The sequence below is a fragment of the Agrobacterium sp. a22-2 genome (genome assembly GCF_012276985.1).
Lineage (GTDB): Bacteria > Pseudomonadota > Alphaproteobacteria > Rhizobiales > Rhizobiaceae > Allorhizobium.
In genome coordinates, this window is sequence record NZ_JAAXMM010000001.1 from 130,204 (window position 1) to 150,179 (window position 19,976).

The following is a 19,976-nucleotide window of genomic DNA, read 5'->3' on the forward strand; positions in this document are numbered from 1 at the left end:
TTCGCCGAGGAGAGCGACAGGACTTACTTCAATGATTCATACCGGACCAAAAACCGGTGCGACGGGACTGGCTTCATGCCGACCGGAGCTGCTGGGAAAGCCCCATTCCGACGTGTCCTTCAATCTTTATGGTTAATTCCTTGCTTGAAGGTTAATAATCTCTGCACCGGCGGTTCTTTTCGACAAAATGGGGTTTCGTTAACTTTGGACAAATGGAGGAGAATCAAGTAATGATAAGTTTCGGGCAAGTTTCCTGGTGAAAGCTATCCGGCGACGATGAAGTCGGTTGAGGTATGAGCAATGATTGTTCTTGGCATTGGTGCGGCACTTCTGGCCGCTGCGGCGACCGCAGCAATTTCCCTTCTTGCAGCGCGCCCTACACAGGAAGCGGACCACGTCCGCATATTCTGATCTGCAGCAAATCAGCTGGAATGGCATCGGCTGAACTGTCGTGCGCACGTTTCGAGACGTGATGGCCGAGCCGAAAAGCGAAGCGGAAAATCCGTATCTCCCCTCGAATTACCTCATGAATTCAAATCGATAGATCTGATGGCCTGATAGGTTGCCTCACCCGGCACACTTATGTTCAATTCATGCTCGGCGTTTAATGATAAATTTCGATTGCCGAACTAAGCTTGCCGGAACTTGAAAAGCCGCGGGTGGGTCACGCAATCAAAATGTTTTCCAGATATGTGGTCGTCGGCGTCGCCAATACATTCATTCATTGGGCGATCTTTTTCGTTTTCTTCCAGTTTCTTGGACAGGACCAGAGCGTCAGCAACCTGATTGCCTTCATTGCGGCTGTCACGTTCAGCTTTTTCGTCAATGCCCGCTTCACCTTCCGGGCGGCGATCAGCAGCACGCGCTATCTGCTCTATGTCGGCTTTCTCGGATTGATGTCCTTCCTGTTTGGCGGATTGTCAGACATTTTTAACCTTCCTGCCCTTGTTACGCTTGTTTCCTTCTCGGCCTTTAGTCTTTTTTTCGGATTTTTGTTCTCTAAGTATGTCGTGTTCCGCAAGAGGTCTTCATGAAAGTATCGCTGGTAGTACCCGTCTACAACGAGGAAGATACGGTCCCGATCTTTTACAATGCGGTCAGGCAATTCGCCCCGCTGAAGAGCGTCGACGTCGAAATCGTCTTCGTCAACGACGGCAGCCAGGACGGAACGCTGAACATCATCAAGGCCTTGGCGCTGGCTGACCCGCTCGTCACGCTAATCAGCCTTTCGCGCAATTTCGGCAAGGAAGCCGCCCTGTTTGCCGGACTGGAAGCAGCAAGCGGCGAGGCGATGATCCCGATCGACGTCGATCTGCAGGATCCCATCGAGATCATCCCGCTGATGATCGACAAATGGCGCAACGGCGCAGATATCGTGCTGGCCAAGCGCATCGACCGCAGCAGCGACGGACGGCTGAAACGGAATACCGCAGAGATCTTCTATCGCCTCCACAACATGATATCGACACCGAAGATCGAGGCCAATGTCGGCGATTTCCGGCTGCTGTCGCGCCCGACCGTCGAAAACATCAAACAGCTTCAGGAACGTAACCTGTTCATGAAGGGCATCCTGTCCTGGGTAGGCGGAACCGTCGACATCGTCGAATATCGCCGCTCGCCGCGCTCGGCCGGCAATACAAAGTTCAACGGCTGGAAACTTTGGAACCTGGCGATCGAAGGGATTACCAGTTTCTCGACCTTTCCGTTGCGGGTCTGGACCTATGTCGGCCTCAGCATTTCCTGCATGTCGATCGGTTATGCCTGCTGGATGGTCCTCAACAAACTGCTCTGGGGCAACCCGGTGCCTGGTTACCCCTCGCTGATCACCGCGACGCTGTTTCTGTCGGGCATCCAGATCATGGGGCTCGGTGTGCTGGGCGAGTATATCGGCCGCATCTATATCGAGACCAAGGGCCGGCCACGCTATATCGTCAAGGAAGCCCATGTCGGCCCGCAGGCCGCCGTGACGGCGCCGACCATCAAGCCGCTTGAGGAAGCCTGAGACAAGGGCGGCAGATCGCCCTTTCGACCAAGTGTCGATTCCGCCCGCCGCTATCTCTGCAGGCCTGCGTCCAGGCCCTGCCGCAGCGTCAGGCTTGCCGGCTGCGTCACCCGATAGCGTCGAATGAGGATGTGGTCCTCGTATTTGGCCTTTTGCGACCATTCGGTCGAGGGAGCCGGATCGATCGGCGCCAGAAGCCTGTCGAGCGTCGCATATTCGGCAAGGCCTTCCCAGCAGATGCCATCCACTCTCCAGATCGATTGCCCCGGCTGGATGTCGAGCGTTACCGTGGGACGGTCGTCATAACGTTGGCTTGCCACGAAATAGTCGGCGGCCCAGGTCTGGCTGGCGCCAAGGCCCGCCTCGATCAGCGTGACGGCGCCTTTGTCGTCGGCAAGCAAAACCGCCCGGCCGAGAGGTTCCGATGCCGCGTGGCGCAGGGCCGGATATTCGAAGTCCGGGCACAGGGCGACAATGTCGTCCGAGGCAACCGAGGCGGCCAGAAAGCCATTTGCACCGCGCCAGTCCTGCTTTTCGCGCATCATGCCGAACATGAGTGTCGAAGCGAGCCACAGTCCGACCGTTGCCACGGACAGGACCATCGCGCGCTGGCGTGGCTGGCCGACAATTATCGCGACCAGCAGCAGGATCAGGCCCGGAATGCAGAACAGGATGACGCGCCCGAGGAAGATCGGCCGGCCGACATAACCGACCAGCCAGATGGCCGCCGGCAGCACGGCACAGCCCAGCACCAGGAGGGCCGCCATCGGTTGCTCGCGCGCGACCTTCGAAAGTGTTGCGCGGCCAAACCATAGGCTAACCGCCAGCAGCAATGCGAAGACCGGGATGGCGACGAATTTTGCGTCAAGCCGCATGTCGAGGCCATTGGTCAGCGGATTGTCCCAGAAGCCGATCGGAAAGAACATGTCCGCCGCAGTGCTGACGAAGGTCATCGGGCTTGCCTGGACCAGCCAGTTGAATTCGTGGCCCGTTTCCACCTGCGCCAGGATTCGCAGCACGCCGGGGACCGCCAGGAGCGCCATTACCGCGAAGGTGATCGCGACTTCCGGCCAGTAGCGGCGCGGATGCAGCAATGCGAAGCCGAACAGCAGGGCTCCGGTGAAAGCGATGCTGAAGGCCGCGATGACATGGGTGTAGAAGCTCAGCACGTTGCCGACGGCAAACAGCGCCAGGGCCAGAAGCCTTGGAGAAAGCGGCGCGGCCTCACCGATCCTCCTGACGTAGAGGATCAGGCCATAGAAGGCGAGCAGGATCAGGAACCCCAGAAGCGCATAGGCCCGCGCCTCCATGCTGTAATCGACATGGGACGACCAGACGGCCATCAAGGCGGCCGCCAGCAGCCCGCCGGCACGACCGAAGCACAGCCGGCCAAGCCCGAACATCAGCACGACCTGGGCCAGACCGAAGATGACGGATATGGATCGCACCGCCGCCACGCTCGATTCCGGCGTCAGGAAGAGCTGATGCAGCGCATAATAGAGAAACGGCGTGGGGTCCGTCGGCTTGGTGATCATGTCCATGACCGGCCAGAGGGACAGAGTCAGCGTCTGCCCCTCGTCGCTCCACAGCGCCTGGGTGTCGATGGCGTAGAGACGCAGCACGGCGCCGACAGCCAATATCGCCATCAAGATCGAGGCTGACTTTGTCTTGGAAAGCTCGATTGGCATGATTGATCCGTTACGATTCGATCTGGACAGAGTGCCACGAAAGCAGAGTGTCTTGTCTATACTTGACGGCAGGCAGGCAAGAAAGATGCGCATCCTACCGTCTTGCAATTAAGATTAATCGCGGCTCGGCGGGGACACGTCATGGCGCGGCAGCCAGCCGCGATATCGGAACCATGGGGGCGGGCATCGGCGGTACCGGCAGCCAGTCCTGCCGTTCGAAATAGGCGCGTGTCGCCTTGATGGCCGGCGTCTTGCCGGTCGGCAGCACGATGAGATTGAAGCGGTTGGGGGCGGTGAACTCCCGCGTGAACTTGAAGGACAGGCCAAAACGCACGACCTGAAAATCCTCCAGCCGGGTGGCGTGGTCCACAGCGGCCGCAAGATCGCCCCACTGGGTCTGCTCGATCAGCAGTTCGACCGCGCGCACCAGCATGGCATGGACCTTCTTTCCTGAATCAGTGTCCGGCGCCACGAGTTTCATGCGGATGGAGCCTATGTTGCCTTCGGGATCACCCTTGGCGATAAAGAAGAACGAGGCGTTCTGGGCTGATCCATCCTCGGACGGAATCAGCGTTTCCGACAGGCATTCGAACGTGGCGCTGTCGAACTGGCTCGGTTGCCAGCCACCGTTCTGCATGCCGTTTTCGGCAAAGGCGGCACAAAACAAGTCGCCAGGCCGGCGGATGTCTCGCACCAGAGCGCCGAGATTGGCGACGTCGGGCACCGCCAGGACATGGTCCGGCAGCTTGATCGGAAGTGCGGCCAGTCGTTTCCCCTTGAGCGTTCGCGGCGCGCGCTCCACCTGCTTGTCTTCAAAAGGCCAAGGCAGGCCATAGTGCCGATAGACCGCCCGCAGGTTCTGCATGTCATTGGCCAGCAGAACCGTCGCCAGGATCGCCGAACCGATCGCAAGGATCAGCAGGGCAAACAACCATCGGCCGCTTGTCTTGCGCCGGACAGGCGCCACCGTCGGGTGGCCGCGGCTATTCTGCCTTTCTGCAGTCTCTGGCATGCAAACCTTCTGGATTCCGGCTCATATCAAGTCTATGGCACGAAATCGTTTTCGAGACGTGTATTTAATGCGCGCCGCCCGCTATGCGACCACCCCGGACATATCCATGTCTGTCCCGGCGATGCCTGCGGTTGATCCGCCCAGGCCTGTTGCCACCACCAGTCGGCGCTGCGGTACAGAACGCATCGCACCGCGCAATTTATCATTGACGTAAGTATCATGGCCATGTTCCTCTTCGTGAAGACAGGAACATTCATGATCGGTATTGTATTCGTCTGGGACAATTTTGGGCCCATGCATGTTGATCGTTGTGAAGCGGTGTCAGCGACCACGGACACATCAAGTCCTGTGATCGGTATCGAGCTCTATTCCACCAGCGATACCTATGATTGGGTCAGCGAGAGCGGCTCATCCTTTCAGAAGCGCACGCTGTTTCCCGGGAAGAGCAACAAGGATGTCGGCGCCCTGAAGCTTGCACTTGGCATCGTCGCGGCGTGCCGCAGGGCCAAAGCGCGGCACGTCTTTCTCTGCCACTACGATCTCCCTGGAATTTTCATTGCTGCATCGCTCCTGCGCCTCACAGGATGCCGGGTCCATGCCATGGCCTGTTCGAAATTCGATGATCAGGAGAGGCGCTTGTGGCGAGAGGTCGCCAAGAGCCTGTTCTTTCTGCCGTACCATGGGGCGCTCTCCTCGGGCCGCCGCGCCCGCGACTACATGCGTTTCCTTGGCGTCGGCCGAAAGATGATCGCCAACGAGTACAACACCCTGTCGATCGACCGCATCCGCAAGCTGGCCGGCAAGCCGGCTGCGCCGAACGGTACCGCTTTCGCCGATCGGCATTTCTCCATCGTGGCACGATTGGTCGAGAAGAAGAACCTGTTCATGGCCCTCGAAGCCTATGGGCTTTACTGCGCCACCGTCGACCGGCCCCGGCCGTTGCATCTGTGCGGCTCCGGCCCTCTGGAGGCCCAGCTTCGACAGAAGGTTGGCGAACTTGGCCTTGGCGACAAGGTGGTGTTCCGCGGTTTTCTGCAGACCAGAGAAATTGCCGGCGTGCTTGCCGACACCCTGGCCCTGCTGCTCCCCAGCACCGAGGAGCAATTCGGCAATGTGGTGATCGAGGCTCAGGCCATGGGGCTGCCGGTCATCCTTTCGAATGTATGCGGCGCATGTGACCGATTGATCCGCAGCGGCGTCAATGGCTTCGTGGTGGAACCGGACAATCCGCAGGGCCTTGCCTTCTTCATGACTATCGTCAGCCGGGACCGAGATCTCTGGACCACAATGAGCCTTTCGGCGACAGAATTTGCCTCGCGGGGCGATTCAGCGCGTTTTGCGGAGGCTGTGTCTCTCCTGGTGGCGGGCGCAGACTGAAACGCCTGATCGAAACGAACAACACCACAACAAGACGATATCGTATGTAGAGCCGACCGCATCGAAATTGCTGATGCGGATTGTATTCATTTTTTCATAGACCTTGGATAGTCTTCTTTATACAGTGCAGTGCATATAAAATATAAAGGCGCAACTGAACCAAACCCATCCTTCAGCAGCACCATCTTCTAAATTCGGGATATTGCATGACGAGCATTGCATTCGTCTGGGATAATTTTGGTCCTACGCATGTCGATCGGTGTGAAGCAGTCGCGAAAGCATTTGGCCCCTCGGTCAAAGTTGTCGGCCTTGAACTCTTTTCAAAGAGCGACACTTATGGATGGGTCAGCGAGACCGGATCTTCCTTCCGCAAGATTACATTGTTTCCCGGCGGCAGCAGGTCGACGACGTCCGCCTTTGCCGTTGCGGCACGGATCGTCAGCAAGTGCCTCAGGGAAGGCCTGAACCACGTGTTTCTGTGCCATTACGACTACACCGCGATCCTGCTGGCGGCGGCGGCACTTCGCCTGACGGGCAGGCGCGTCTATGCCATGGCCGATTCCAAATTCGACGACTACTCACGGCGCCTGTGGCGCGAGGTCGCAAAGAGCCTCTACTACCTGCCCTATCAGGGCGGCATCTCCTGCAAGGGACGGGCGAGCGACTACATGCGCTTTCTCGGCCTGCCGGCGGCCAGGATCGTCGATGGCTACGACACCCTGTCGATCGACCGCATACGTCGATTGGCGGGCAAGCCGCCGGCGCCAGGCGGAACGGCTTATGACGAGCGCCACTTCACCATCGTGGCGCGGTTCGTGCCGAAGAAGAACCTCAAGATGGCGCTGGCGGCCTATGCGCTCTACCGCCAGCAGACCGCCAGTCCGCGTGCCCTGCACCTTTGCGGGTCCGGGCCACTTGAGGCCGAATTGCGGGCGCAGGTGTCGGCGCTCGGGCTGGAGGATAGCGTGGTCTTCCATGGCTTCGTGCAGACGACGGACATCGCTCGGATCCTGGCCGATAGCGTGGCGCTGATCCTGCCCAGCATCGAGGAGCAATTCGGATTGGTGACCATTGAGGCGCAGGCCATGGGGCTGCCGGTCATTCTGTCCGACAATTGCGGATCGCGCGACGACCTGGTGCGCAGCGGCGTCAACGGCTTCGTCATCGAGCCGGACAATCCGCAGGGCCTGGCCTTCTTCATGACCATGCTGGGTGAGGACCAGGACTTGTGGACGCACGTGAGCGCGGCAGCGTCGCAATTCGCCGAACGGGGCGATGTCGGGCGCTTTGTGGAAGGCGTTACCAAATTGGCCGGAAAAGCATGACAGCAAAACCGAACATTCTCTTTTGCCTTCCTTCCATTTCGCGATCAGGCGGAGGTGTTTCGGAAGCCGCGCGCCTGCAGACCGTGGCATTGGAAGATGCGGTGGCCCTGGAGATCTCAACGTTTCAAGATGCCTATTCGAACGACAGTAAAAGCGCCTGGCCGGCCGTCGTCATTCATCAGCATCGGGTCTTCGGACCGACCAGTTACAGTTTTGCACCCGGCATGGTGTGGTCCTTGCTTTGGACCAGCGCCGACGTGATCCATGTGCATGGCGTCTGGCAGTTTCATTGCCTGGCGGTCTTCCTATGGTCGCTGGTCACCGGACGCCCCTATGTGGTCACGCCGCACGGCATGCTGGAACCATGGATCAGGGCCCGTTCGCCGAGATTGAAGGCCCTGGTTTCCCGGCTCTATCAAGACCGCTTCCTCAAGCGGGCCGCCGGCTTCCAGATTCTGACCGAGAAAGAGCGAGACGATGTCGCCGAATTCTCGATCGGCCAGCCCATTCATGTCGTTCCGAACTACGTTCCGGCGTTTCGCGCCGACCTCGAAAAACCCGGATGGTGGCGGGAAGACTTCGCGGGCCGCGACATCTATCTTTTCCTTGGACGCATCCACGAGAAGAAAGGCTGCATCGAACTTTGCGACGCCTGGGCGCGCCTGTGCGAAGACGATGCGAGCTTCCATGAACGATCCGTCCTGATATTCTGTGGCTGGAACGATGGACTGACCGGTTTCGAGGACAAGGTCCTTGCGCTCGGCGAGAAGTATAGGAACGTGCTTTTTGCCGGCCCGCAATATGACGCGGAAAAGAACCGCACGCTGAGTTGCGCCACCTTCTTCATCCTGCCGTCCAAGAGCGAAGGCCTACCGATGGCGATCCTTGAGGCATGGTCGGCGGGATTGCCGACGATCATGACCGAATACTGCAACTTGTCTCTTGGCTTCAGCGAAGGCATCGCGGTGCGTTGCGAGCCGACGGCGGAGTCGATCGGAACGGCCCTCAAGATGACGACCGCCCTGCCCGCCAGTGAACGGCAAGCCATGGCCCACAAGGCCAAGGCCGTGGTCGAGAACCGATATTCCGCATCCGGCGTCCGCCAAGCCCTGCTGGACCTTTACGCCGAAGCATCATCCACAAACGGAGACCGGCATGAGCCTTCTTGACGCCGCAAGCTCCAATCCGCGCGAGGGAGGCCCGAGCTTCTCGCTCCGACACCGGATCTTCCGGGCCGTCTGGGGTCTTACCTGGGCTCTTCTCGGCCGCTGGACGCCTGTGCCCCTGCACGGTTGGCGGAGATTTCTTCTCAAGTGCTTCGGCGCGAACCTGCATTCCACCGCACGCGTCTATCCCTCGGCAAGGATCTGGTATCCGCCCCATCTCCACATGGGTCAGCACGCCGTCCTCGGGCCCAATGTCATCTGTTATTGCATGGACCGGATCACCGTCGGAGACTTCGCGATCGTCTCGCAGGGAGCCCATCTTTGCGGCGGCACCCACGACCCCGACGATCCGCATTTCCAGCTCCTGCCGAAGCCCATCACCATCGGGGCCAATGCCTGGGTCGCGGCGGAAGCATTTGTCGGGCCCGGCGTCGTCGTTGGCGAAGGCGCCGTGCTGGGCGCGCGAGGCGTGACCGTGCGCAACCTTGCCCCCTGGACCATCTTCGCCGGCAATCCGGCAAAGGCCATTCGCGACAGAAAAATGCGTCCCGATCGCTAAAGATGCGCTTCAGCGCCCACCTTGCCTCGATGGCAAGCCGGTCGATTTTGGCCAAAGCCTGGGGCGGTTCACCTCAAATGTCAGTCCTGCTCGGCCATCCGATAACCCACACCCGCTTCCGTACGGACGATCCGCGGCTCAGTCGGGTCGCGCTCGATCTTCTGGCGCAACTGGCCGATGAAGACGCGCAGGTAATGCAGGTCGGCGCCATGGGCAGGCCCCCAGACGGTCGTCAGCAGGGTACGATGGGTCACGACACGGCCGGCATGGCGGGCAAGCAGGAGAAGGAGGTCGTATTCCTTGGGTGTCAGGTGCACGGTCTCGCCATCCCGCGAGACCAGCCGCTTGATCGGGTCGATCGTCAGGCCATCCACGTCCATCACCATCGGAATGGCATCACGTCGTCCGCGATGGCGAAGGGCAGTCCTTATGCGGGCGGTGAGCTCGCCGATACCGAAGGGCTTTTCCACGTAATCGTCGGCACCGAGGTCGAGTGCTGCGATCTTCTCGCTCTCCCGGTCACGGGCGGACAGGATGATGATCGGAATGTCCGACCAGCCCCGTAGGCTTGCGATCACCTCCTTGCCGTCCATGTCGGGCAGGCCGAGATCGAGGATCACGAGATCCGGCGCCTGGGTCGCGACGGCTTTCAGCGCCTCGGCCCCCGTGACAGCCGCGACCACCTCGTAGCCTGCGGCGGACAGCGAGGGTTTCAGGAAACGCTGGATCTGAGGCTCGTCATCCACCACCAGGATGCGGGACTGGTTCATCGGACATCGCCCCTTGCTTCATTGCTCCCGGGAAACCGCATGACGATGCGCGTGCCCCGCTTCTTGAGCGCCGGGCTCTCGGCATGGATCCTGCCACCCATGGCCTCGACGAAGCCGCGGGCGATGGAAAGGCCGAGCCCGGTACCCGGCGAGCGTCCGTCCGGTTTTCCCCTGCGATAGAATTTTTCGAAAATGCGGTCCAGATCTTCGGACGGAATGCCCTTGCCAAGATCGGTGACCGAGATCAGCACATCCTTGCCGTCGCGACGGGCATAGACATTGATCGGCTCGTCGCCGCCATATTTGGCCGCATTGTCCAGAAGGTTGAACAGGACCTGGCCGATCAGAACGCTGTCGCCGCGAATGAGCGGCAGGTCCGCCGCGATCCCTGTTTCGATGATGCGGTCCGGCGCGTGCTTGCGGGTCCGCTCGACGGCGGACTGCACCACGTCGGCCACGTCCACCCAATCGCGCTTGGGCTTCAGCGTGCCGGCCTCGATACGCGTCATGTCGAGCAGGTTGGCGACGAAGCGGCTCATCCGGCCGCTTTCCTCCTCGATGGATTGCAGAAGATCGTCACGGTTTTCCGGCGTCATCCGCTCGCCGAGTTGGCGGAGACCGGTCACGGCACCGGTGATGGTGGCGAGCGGGGTCCGCAGGTCATGCGAGATCGAGGACAGCAAGGCCTCGCGATAGCGTTCGCCCTCAAGCTTTGCCGCCTGAACCACGGTCTCCTCGGCAAGCCGGGCGCGATCCAGCGCGATGGCGGTCTGATCCAGAATGGCCGTCAGGGAGCGCTCGGCGTTGAGGTCGAGCCTGTCGTCCGTGTGCTCTATCCCGCACACGCCGACGATCCCGTGCGGCCCGAGCAGCGGCCGGAATTCGAAGCGGCTGTTCGGCAACGTGCCCGTGCCATGCCCCGCCGCTTCCCGCTTTTCGTGCGCCCAGCGGGCCGCTGCCAGATCGGTTACGTCAAGGTCGGTATCAGGCGGCCATGCTGCGGCCACGCTCAATTCTTCGTTGCGGGCAAGCAGCAGGACGACCTTTCGCTTCAGGCTTGTCTGCAATTGCGAGACGGTCAGCCAGATGGCGTCATCGGTCTTGGCCGTGCTCGCCAGTTTTCGCGAGAAATCATAGAGGGACTGAAGCGCCGTCGCCCTGACCCGCGCAATCTCGGCCTGCTCGCGGATGCGCGAGGCAAAGCCGCCGGCGATGATGGCGACGGCGAGGAACACGAACAGGGCGAAGACCTCGTGCGGCGCGGCGACCGTGAAGGTGTGCAGCGGGTCGATGAAGAAGAAATTGTAGGCAAGCGTCGACAGGAGAGCCGCCAGAAAGGCTGAGAGATAGCCGCCGGACACCGATGCACCCAGCACGGCCAGCAGGAAAAGCAGTGAGATGTTCGGCAGATCGACAACGCTCTCGATCATCTTGCCGACCGCCGTTGTGGGTGCGACGAAGCCGAAAGCGATCAGGACGGACTGCCGCAGCGTCGCAAGGTTCGGCGTCGGCGGTCGCATCGCCGGCCGTTGCTTTTCGCTTCTGTCGGGCGTGACAATGTAAACGCCCAGGCCGGAGGCCTTTCTCGACAGGGCATCGGGCAGCGACCGGGACACGAGCTCCAAGCCGCGCCGCCGTCTCCTTCCGATGACGATCTGCGTTGCATGTTCGCGGCGCGCCAGCTTCAGAATTTCATCCACGAAATCATTGCCGATAATGCGGCGGGTCTCGGCGCCCAATTGTTCCGCCAGGCGGAAGAGGGTCTCGATCCTCTGCAGGCGTTCGGGGGTTTCCACCTCGCGGTCGGAACGCTCGATGGAGACGACGATCCACGGTGCGTTGAGCCCGGAGGCCAAACGGCTTGCCACCCGGACCACCTTTTCCGACAGGGCATCCGACCCAACGCAGACGATCAGCCGCTCGCCCGTCGCCCAAGGCCCGTCGATGGCGTTCTGCTTCAGGTAATCGACCATCTGGTCATCGACACGGTCAGCAGTCCGGCGAAGGGCAAGCTCGCGCAGCGCGGTGAGATTGCCGAGGCGGAAAAACCGGTCGACGGCGCGGCCTGCACTCTCCGGTAGATAGACCTTGCCTTCCTTCAGGCGGTCGATCAGCTCGGTCGGTGGCAGGTCGACCAGGAGCACTTCATCGGCACGCTTCAAGACGATATCGGGCACACGTTCCCGTACCGTGACGCCGGTGATCTGCGCAACGAGGTCGGCAAGGCTTTCGAGATGCTGGATGTTGAGCGCCGTCCAGACATCGATGCCGGCCGCAATCAATTCCTCGATATCCTGGTGCCGTTTGGGGTGGCGGCTGCCGTCCGGGTTGGAATGGGCCAGTTCGTCTACAATGACGATGCGCGGCTTGCGGGCAAGCGCGGCATCGAGATCGAATTCCTCCAGCACGCGTCCGCGATGGGCGATGCGCTGTCTGGGCAGAACTTCGAGCCCATCGAGCAGGCCAGCCGTCTCGTTGCGTCCGTGAGTCTCGACCAGGCCGACCACGATGTCGGCACCATCCGCCTTCAATCGCCGAGCACGTGACAGCATGGCGTAAGTCTTGCCGACGCCTGGCGCGGCGCCCAGAAAAACCGTCAGCTTGCCTCGGCGGTCTTTCTCCGCCAGGGCAAGCAGGGCATCCGGATCCGGTCTGCGGGTCTTGTCGCGATCGTCGTCCGCCATTCAGTCTCTCACGTCTTCAAGGCATCAAGCGCCAGATTGAGTTCCAACACATTGATACGCGGTTCGCCGATGAAACCGAAGTCGGGATTTTCAATCCGTTGTTCGACCAGATTGGCGACGGACGTTTCCGCCAATCCTCTGGCCTTGGCGACGCGGGCGATCTGGGCGCGGGCGAAGTCCGGCGAGATATGAGGATCAAGGCCCGAGCCCGACGTCGTGACGGCGTCGGCGGAAACCGGAGCGGCGATGCCGGTTGCCTTCAGCCGTTCGACGTCGGCGGCCACCCGGTCCCGGAGCTTGACCGACGTGGTGCCGAGATTGGAGCCGGATGATGCGCCGGCATTGTAGGCGTCCGGCCCGGTTGCGGAGGGGCGCGGCCAGAAATAGCGGTCCGAGGTGAAGGTCTGGCCGATCAGGGCGGAGCCGATCACGGTTCCATCCTTCTCGATCAGGCTGCCGTTTGCGGCAGCCGGCAGGACGGCCTGGGCGATGCCGGTGACCGCCAGCGGAAAGGCGAGGCCGGTCAAGGCCGTCATGGCGACGACGAGGGTGATTGCGGGGCGAAGATGTTGGATCATGATTACACCAGATGAAGAGCGCTGACCGCAAGGTCGATGACCTTGATGCCGGCAAAGGGAAGGATCAGGCCGCCCAGGCCATAGACCAGCAGATTGCGCCGCAGAAGCGAGGCAGCACCGGCCGGGCGATAGGCGACGCCCTTCAGCGCAAGCGGGATGAGCGCCACGATGATCAGGGCGTTGAAGATGACCGCCGACAGGATGGCGGATTGCGGCGAGGCCAGCCCCATGACGTTCAGGGTATCGAGCGCCGGATAGGTGGCGACGAAGAGCGCCGGGATGATGGCGAAGTATTTGGCGACATCGTTGGCGATGGAAAACGTCGTCAGCGAGCCGCGCGTCATCAGGAGCTGCTTGCCGATCTCGACGATCTCGATGAGCTTGGTCGGGCTTGAGTCGAGGTCCACCATGTTGGCAGCCTCGCGGGCGGCCTGGGTGCCGGTCTGCATGGCGACGCCGACATCGGCCTGGGCAAGAGCCGGCGCATCATTGGTGCCGTCGCCGCACATGGCGATCAGCCGGCCGCCCTGCTGCTCGCGCCGAATAAAGGCCAGTTTGTCTTCCGGCGTTGCCTGGGCGAGATAATCGTCGACGCCGGCTTCCGAAGCGATTGCTGCCGCGGTCACCGGGTTGTCGCCGGTCACCATCACAGTGCGGATACCCATGGCACGCAGTGCGGCAAACCGCTCCTTGATGCCGGGCTTGACCACGTCCTTGAGATGGATGACGCCGAGCAGCCGGTCGCCATCGGCAACGGCCAGCGGCGTACCGCCGCTACGGGCCACCATGTCGACGGCGCGGTGGAAATCGGCGGGCGCATCGTCTTGCGTGAGGCCGGCAAACTTCAGGACCGCATCGACGGCGCCCTTGCGGAACTGCCGTCCGCCCTGGTCGACACCCGACAGGCGAGTTTCGGCCGTAAAGGCGATGACCGCATCGAACCGGGCTTCCGGCATGGCGACGCCGAATTCGCCGGTTGCCAGTGCCACCACGGAACGGCCTTCCGGCGTTTCGTCGGACAGGCTGGCGATCAGCGCGGCTTGCGCCAGTTCCGCTTGCGTCACGCCAGGTGCGGCTAAGAAATCGCTGGCCATGCGGTTGCCGAAGGTGATCGTGCCTGTTTTGTCGAGCAGCAATGTATCGACGTCGCCGGCCGCTTCCACCGCGCGGCCGGAGGTGGCGATGACGTTGAACCGCACCAGACGGTCCATGCCGGCAATGCCGATGGCCGACAGCAGGCCGCCGATCGTGGTTGGAATGAGGGTGACCAGTAGTGCGGCCAGAACCGTGACGGAGATCACCGTGCCGGAATAGCCGGCCAGCCCCCAGATCGCCACGCAGACGAACAGGAAGATCAGCGTCAGGCCGGACAGCAGGATCGACAGAGCGATCTCGTTCGGGGTCTTCTGGCGCTGGGCGCCTTCGATCAGCGCGATCATGCGGTCGACGAAGGAGGAGCCCGGAGCAACCGTAATCTTCACCTTGATCTCGTCGGACAGCACCTGCGTGCCGCCGGTCACGGCCGAACGGTCGCCGCCGGATTCGCGGATCACCGGCGCGGATTCCCCGGTGATGGCGCTTTCGTTGACCGAGGCGACGCCCTCGATCACTTCACCGTCGCCGGGGATCAGTTCGCCGGCGGCGACCAGGACGATGTCGCCGATCTTGAGGCTCGGAGCAGGCACGGTCTGGGTACTGCCGTCAGACGACAGCCGGCGGGCCGTCAGTTCGGATTTGGTGCGCTTCAGGCTGTCGGCCTGGGCGCGGCCACGTCCCTCCGCCACGGCTTCCGCGAATGTGGCAAAGAGGACGGTGAACCACAGCCAGGCGGCGATCTGGCCGGAAAAGCCGGCCTCTGACGCGCCTGTGACGAGGTCGCGCAGGAAAAGCACGGTGACGACGGCGGCAACGACCTCGGTGACGAAGATCACCGGATTGCGCAGCAATTGCCGGGGATCGAGCTTCAGGACAGCGTCGCGCGCTGCCGGCAGCAGGATGGCCGGGTCGAGAAAACCAGGGGCCTTGCGGTCTTTTGACATGGACTGTTCCTTCAGAAGGTCTGGCCGGCGAGCATCGCCAGATGTTCGACGATGGGGCCGAGGGCAAGGGCCGGGAAGAACTGCAGCCCGCCGAGGATGAGGATGATGCCGATCAGCAGGCCGACGAACAGCGGACCATCGGTCGGGAAGGTCCCGGCGGAGGCCGGCGACTTCACCTTGGCGGCCAGCGATCCGGCAATGGCCATGACCGGAATGGCATAGGCAAAGCGGCCGAGCAGCATGGCGATACCGAGCGTGGTGTTATACCAGGGCGTGTTGCCGGTGAGCCCGCCGAAGGCCGAGCCGTTATTGCCGGCCGCCGACGTGTAGGCATAGAGAATTTCCGACAGGCCATGCGGGCCCGATGTGCCGACACTTGCCACCGCGAAGGGCAGCATGGCCGAGACCGCGGTGAAGCCGAGAATGGCCAGCGGCAGGATCAGTACGGCAAGCATGGCAAAGGTCATCTCGCGACCCTCGATTTTCTTGCCGAGGAATTCCGGTGTGCGGCCAACCATCAGGCCCGCCACGAAGACCGAAAGCAATGCGAAGACGAGCATGCCGTAAAGGCCTGAACCAACGCCGCCGGGCAATACCTCGCCGAGCTGGATCAGGAACATCGGCACCAGACCGCCAAGCCCGGTGAACGAGCCGTGCATGCCGTTGACGCCGCCGTCGGACAGACCTGTCGTGACGGCCGCGTAAAGGGCGGTCATCGCCTGGCCGAAGCGGATTTCCTTGCCTTCCATATTGCCAAGCGCCGGATCGACGCCAAGGGTGGTCAGGATTGGATTGCCCTGGGCTTCCGCCCAATAGATGACGGCGACGCCGGCGATCAGCAGAACGGCCATGGCCGAGATCAAGGCCCAGCCCTGGCGACGGTTACCGACCATCTGGCCAAACGTATAGACGAGTGCTGCCGAGATCGACAACATGGCGAAGATGTTGAGATAGTTGGAAAATGCCGTCGGGTTCTCGAACGGATGAGCGGCATTGACGTTGAAGAAGCCGCCGCCATTGGTGCCGAGCTGCTTGATGGCTTCCTGGGAGGCGACGGGCCCGAGCGCGATGACCTGCTGACCGCCTTCGAGCGTCGTCGCGGTCACGGACGCGTCGAGCGTCTGCGGCAGGCCCATGGCCACGAAGGCGAGCGCGACGACGAAGGAGATCGGCAGGAGCACGTAGAGTGTAGCGCGGGTCATATCGACCCAGAAATTGCCGAGCGTCGAGACTTTGGAGCGCACGAAGGCCCGGCCAAAGGCGACGGCCAGCGCCATGCCGGTTGCGGCCGACAGGAAATTCTGCACGGTGAGGCCGGCCATCTGGGCGAAATGGCTGAGCGTCGTTTCGCCGGCATAGTTCTGCCAGTTGGTGTTGGTCACGAAAGACACCGCCGTGTTGAAGGCGAGATCCGGCGCCATGCCGGCAAAACCCTGTGGGTTGAGCGGCAGATAGGCCTGAAGCCTGAGGATCGCGTAGAGCGCCACGAAACCCGCCAGCGAAAAGGCCAGCATGGAGACCGTGTAGGCAAACCAGCCCTGCTCCTTGTCCGGCCGGATGCCGGCGATGCGATAGAGATCACCTTCGACGCGGCCAAGCACGGGCGAGAGAAAGGTGCGTTCGCCGGAAAACACCCGCGCCATGTAAAGCCCGAGCGGCTTGATGGCGACGAGCACGGCGAGGAAGAGGAGGCTGATCTGCAGCCACCCGACAATGGTCATGGGAATACTCCTCGAATATCAGAAGCGCTCGGGACGCAGCAGCGTCACCAGGAGATAGATGCCAAGGGCGATGGCGACGAAAAGGCCGAAGAGAGGTTCAAGCATGCTTGTTCTCCTTCAGAGCCGGTCGAGGGCGCGGGCATAAAGCGCCAGCACAAGAAGTGTGCCGCAGCCGAGCGCCAGAAAGATGAGGTCGGACATATCCGTTTCTCCTGTTGGTACAGGAGGAGAATTAAACGCGCTTCAGGTCAGACTTCGATTGGGAAGGGGCGAAGGCGGCGTAAAGAAAAGATAAGGAGGTGGTGTAGCGCTCGGCGCTTGATGCATCGCCAACGCAAGGATGAGCCTGCTTGGCCACCCCGATTGCCTGTTGTGCAAAACATGACGTCTCGCAGCCGGCCGAGATGTCGGCTTGCATTCCTGACACGGGCTATAGCGTGTGGGATAGAAAAATGGTGCTGCTAGAGAGATTTGAACTCTCGGCCTCTCCCTTACCAAGGGAGTGCTCTACCCCTGAGCTATAGCAGCATCGTGTCCGAAGCAGCGTGGCGCTGCTTGCGTGTGGAGCGAGGGGGCTATTGCCACAGGTTTGCGGTGAGCGCAAGCGCTATTGGAAACTAAGTTCAACAAAAGACGGGGATGGTCGGCACCTTTTGCAAAGTGCTGTTTTGCGCTATCAGGGCGACATGAACGAAGACAATAAGAAATCCGCCGCGACAACCGCGACCGGAGCCGGCGCGGAATCGGACGGCGAACCTGGACATCAGGGCCATTCCCCTGACCACCCACCCGCGACCCGGCCGAGCGGCAAGCTCAAGGCGGAGGCACGCAATGCCTCGGCGCTGCAGGTTGCCGAACAGCGACGCCTGCGGGCGGCGCAAAAGCTTCGCGAGAACCTGATGCGGCGCAAGCAGCAATCGCGGGCGCGCCGTTCGGGCGACGCCATCGAGGGCGAGGGCCTACCTGCCGCAAATTCGCCGGAGAGCGATGATTAGTGCGGGCACCGCTGGCGAATTGAACCGCGCCGGCTTTTCGTCTAAAGAGCCCCTTCGCCCGGACATCCGGACATAAAGAACAATAGGAAAGGCGGGACGCCGGTGCGCTGCCCGTAAGGATATATGGATCGTATCAGGATTGTCGGCGGTAACCAGTTGAACGGGATTATCCCGATTTCCGGCGCCAAGAATGCCGCCCTGCCGCTGATGATCGCCTCGCTTTTGACCAGCGATACGCTGACGCTTGAAAACGTGCCGCATCTGGCCGATGTCGAGCTGCTGCTGCGTATTCTGGGCAATCACGGCGTGGACGTGTCGGTGAACGGCCGCCGCGAAACCCAGAACGGCATGTATTCGCGCACCATCCATTTCACCTGCCGCACCATTGCCGACACGACGGCGCCTTACGATCTGGTCTCCAAGATGCGGGCGAGCTTCTGGGTGATCGGCCCGCTTCTGGCGCGCGAGGGCAAGGCCCGCGTTTCGCTGCCGGGCGGCTGCGCCATCGGCACGCGTCCGGTCGACCTGTTCATCGAGGGACTTACAGCGCTTGGCGCGACCATGGACATCGACGCCGGCTATATCAACGCCACAGCGCCGAAGGGCGGCCTGATCGGCGCTCATTATACCTTCCCGAAGGTTTCGGTCGGCGCCACCCATGTGATGATGATGGCAGCGGTGCTGGCCCGCGGCACGACGGTGATCGGCAATGCCGCCCGCGAACCTGAGGTGGTGGATCTGGCCAATTGCATGATCGCCATGGGCGCCAAGATCACCGGCGCCGGCACATCGACCATTACCATCGAAGGCGTGACCAGTCTGTCGGGCGCCCGCCACCGGGTTTTGCCGGACCGTATCGAGACCGGCACCTATGCCATGGCGGTGGCGATGACCGGCGGCGACGTCACGCTGGCCGGCACCGACATCACCCTGCTCGACACCGCGGTGTCGGCGATCCGCCGGGCCGGCGCGGAACTGATTGCCGTGGACAACGGCATCCGCGTCATCGGCCATGGCAACGATATCCGCCCGGTCGACATCGTCACCGAGCCCTTCCCCGGCTTCCCGACCGACCTGCAGGCGCAGTTCATGGGCCTGATGACCCGCGCCGACGGTGTGGCGCATGTCACCGAGACGATCTTCGAGAACCGCTTCATGCATGTGCAGGAACTGGCACGGCTCGGCGCCCGCATCACGCTGTCGGGGCAGACGGCGCGGATCGAGGGCGTCAAGCGGCTGCGCGGCGCGCCCGTCATGGCAACCGACCTGCGCGCCTCCGTGTCGCTGGTGATTGCCGGCCTCGCCGCCGAAGGCGAGACGCTGGTCAACCGCGTCTACCATCTCGACCGCGGCTTCGAGCGGCTGGAAGAGAAGCTGACGCGCTGCGGCGCCGTGGTCGAGCGTATCAGCGACTGAGCTCTTAGCACCTCCCGACATGATTCGCGGCGGAATCCGTTTCATTCCGCCGCTTTGACGTTGCGGATTGCGGCGTGGCAACCTATGTCGGGGTCAAGGATCGCGTCATTGCGGGGCGCTCATTTCAGGAAACGACCCATGACAAGTCTCAAGCTTCTGTCGCTCGACACCGACGACCTTGCGGTCGTCTCCGCCCATATGCAGGATGCCGTGTTCAAGGTCGGCGACATCAACTACGCGACGCGGTCCGGCGTGTTTTCGCTGGCTGCCAATCGTTTCGTCTGGGAAAAGCTGAAACCCGGCGAAAAGGCCTTTGAGCGCCGCCGGGCGCTGCTCAGCATCAAGCGCGTCCAGGCCGTACGGTCCGTCGGTTTCGACCGCAACGACAAGGACAAGGTTCTGAGCCTGCTGGCCATCCGCTTTCAGCAAAAGGACGAGGGGCCGGACGGCGTTCTGGAACTGGTGCTGTCAGGCGATGGCATGGTGGCGCTGGATGTGGAATGCATCGAAGTTCAGCTTGCAGATACCGGCGGAGCATGGGAAACCAGCTTCAAGCCCAGCCATCCGGGCAGCTGACGACGACGCGCCGAGACCAGGGGGGTCGCTCTGATCAACGACCCCGGTGCAACGGGTTTGGTGCCCAA

The 19,976-nt window shown here is 61.8% G+C and carries 17 protein-coding genes and 1 tRNA gene; 9 read left to right on the top strand and 9 right to left on the bottom strand.

The genetic code is table 11. The features are described 5' to 3' along the window. Positions 1-635 precede the first annotated feature (635 nt). Both HFC70_RS00650 and HFC70_RS00655 read left to right on the top strand, forming a co-directional pair. Positions 636-1,034 (top strand): GtrA family protein, encoded by a 399-nt coding sequence (locus tag HFC70_RS00650; RefSeq protein WP_210259095.1) that lies wholly within the window; start codon positions 636-638, stop codon positions 1,032-1,034. Beyond that, complete coding sequence (locus tag HFC70_RS00655; RefSeq protein ID WP_168471267.1) at positions 1,031-2,002, top strand: glycosyltransferase family 2 protein; 972 nt, start codon at positions 1,031-1,033, stop codon at positions 2,000-2,002. Before HFC70_RS00650 ends, HFC70_RS00655 begins: the two co-directional genes overlap by 4 nt. Positions 2,003-2,052: 50 nt before the next feature. On the opposite strand, the gene HFC70_RS00660 is transcribed toward HFC70_RS00655, so the two are convergent. Both HFC70_RS00660 and HFC70_RS00665 read right to left on the bottom strand, forming a co-directional pair. Continuing rightward, a complete protein-coding gene (locus HFC70_RS00660; RefSeq protein WP_168471268.1) occupies positions 2,053-3,690 on the bottom strand; it encodes a glycosyltransferase family 39 protein in 1,638 nt (545 codons plus the stop codon). A gap of 139 nt (positions 3,691-3,829) precedes the next feature. Next, the gene (locus HFC70_RS00665; RefSeq protein ID WP_168471269.1) at positions 3,830-4,702 is read right to left on the bottom strand and encodes a DUF6030 family protein; all 873 of its coding nucleotides are present in this window, start codon (positions 4,700-4,702) and stop codon (positions 3,830-3,832) included. A 255-nt stretch (positions 4,703-4,957) separates the two neighbouring features. Here HFC70_RS00665 and HFC70_RS00670 point away from each other — a divergent pair, with 255 nt between their 5' ends. From HFC70_RS00670 to HFC70_RS00685, 4 genes are all read left to right on the top strand, one after another. Next, the gene (locus tag HFC70_RS00670) at positions 4,958-6,079 is read left to right on the top strand and encodes a glycosyltransferase (protein WP_168471270.1); all 1,122 of its coding nucleotides are present in this window, start codon (positions 4,958-4,960) and stop codon (positions 6,077-6,079) included. 206 nt (positions 6,080-6,285) lie between these two features. Next, entirely contained in the window at positions 6,286-7,404 is a 1,119-nt protein-coding gene (locus HFC70_RS00675; protein WP_168471271.1) for a glycosyltransferase, read from the top strand. After that, positions 7,401-8,573, top strand: a complete 1,173-nt coding sequence (locus HFC70_RS00680) for a glycosyltransferase (RefSeq protein ID WP_368669482.1) — start codon at positions 7,401-7,403, stop codon at positions 8,571-8,573. The genes HFC70_RS00675 and HFC70_RS00680 overlap by 4 nt, the downstream gene beginning before the upstream one ends. Next, complete coding sequence (locus tag HFC70_RS00685) at positions 8,560-9,129, top strand: putative colanic acid biosynthesis acetyltransferase (RefSeq protein ID WP_168471273.1); 570 nt, start codon at positions 8,560-8,562, stop codon at positions 9,127-9,129. Before HFC70_RS00680 ends, HFC70_RS00685 begins: the two co-directional genes overlap by 14 nt. An 80-nt stretch (positions 9,130-9,209) precedes the next feature. Here the strand turns inward: HFC70_RS00685 and HFC70_RS00690 are convergent, their stop codons facing one another. The 7 genes from HFC70_RS00690 to HFC70_RS00720 all read right to left on the bottom strand — a co-directional run bounded on the left by HFC70_RS00690 (position 9,210) and on the right by HFC70_RS00720 (position 17,449). Further along, on the bottom strand, positions 9,210-9,899 hold the full coding sequence (locus HFC70_RS00690) for a response regulator (RefSeq protein ID WP_168471274.1): 690 nt from the start codon (positions 9,897-9,899) through the stop codon (positions 9,210-9,212). Beyond that, positions 9,896-12,583, bottom strand: coding sequence for a sensor histidine kinase KdpD (locus tag HFC70_RS00695; RefSeq protein WP_168471275.1), 2,688 nt, complete (start codon positions 12,581-12,583; stop codon positions 9,896-9,898). Before HFC70_RS00695 ends, HFC70_RS00690 begins: the two co-directional genes overlap by 4 nt. 8 nt (positions 12,584-12,591) lie before the next feature. Continuing rightward, positions 12,592-13,161, bottom strand: coding sequence for a potassium-transporting ATPase subunit KdpC (gene kdpC / locus HFC70_RS00700; RefSeq protein WP_168471276.1), 570 nt, complete (start codon positions 13,159-13,161; stop codon positions 12,592-12,594). 2 nt (positions 13,162-13,163) lie between these two features. After that, positions 13,164-15,200: a potassium-transporting ATPase subunit KdpB gene (kdpB, locus tag HFC70_RS00705; RefSeq protein ID WP_168471277.1), complete on the bottom strand. Its 2,037-nt coding sequence runs from the start codon at positions 15,198-15,200 to the stop codon at positions 13,164-13,166. An 11-nt stretch (positions 15,201-15,211) separates the two neighbouring features. Next, positions 15,212-16,921 (bottom strand): potassium-transporting ATPase subunit KdpA, encoded by a 1,710-nt coding sequence (kdpA, locus tag HFC70_RS00710; protein ID WP_168471278.1) that lies wholly within the window; start codon positions 16,919-16,921, stop codon positions 15,212-15,214. Between the two features lie 18 nt (positions 16,922-16,939). Next, positions 16,940-17,026, bottom strand: coding sequence for a K(+)-transporting ATPase subunit F (gene kdpF / locus HFC70_RS27220; RefSeq protein ID WP_168471735.1), 87 nt, complete (start codon positions 17,024-17,026; stop codon positions 16,940-16,942). A 348-nt stretch (positions 17,027-17,374) separates the two neighbouring features. Beyond that, a tRNA-Thr gene (locus tag HFC70_RS00720) sits at positions 17,375-17,449 on the bottom strand. Between the two features lie 158 nt (positions 17,450-17,607). Here HFC70_RS00720 and HFC70_RS00725 point away from each other — a divergent pair. The 3 genes from HFC70_RS00725 to HFC70_RS00735 all read left to right on the top strand — a co-directional run bounded on the left by HFC70_RS00725 (position 17,608) and on the right by HFC70_RS00735 (position 19,908). Beyond that, positions 17,608-17,916 carry a hypothetical protein gene (locus HFC70_RS00725; protein ID WP_168471144.1) on the top strand — a complete coding sequence of 103 codons (309 nt, stop codon included), beginning with the start codon at positions 17,608-17,610 and terminating at the stop codon, positions 17,914-17,916. Positions 17,917-18,039: 123 nt separating this feature from the next. Then, complete coding sequence (murA, locus tag HFC70_RS00730; protein WP_168471279.1) at positions 18,040-19,332, top strand: UDP-N-acetylglucosamine 1-carboxyvinyltransferase; 1,293 nt, start codon at positions 18,040-18,042, stop codon at positions 19,330-19,332. Positions 19,333-19,470: 138 nt separating this feature from the next. Beyond that, positions 19,471-19,908 carry a DUF2948 family protein gene (locus tag HFC70_RS00735; protein WP_168471280.1) on the top strand — a complete coding sequence of 146 codons (438 nt, stop codon included), beginning with the start codon at positions 19,471-19,473 and terminating at the stop codon, positions 19,906-19,908. The last annotated feature ends 68 nt before the right edge of the window (positions 19,909-19,976 follow it).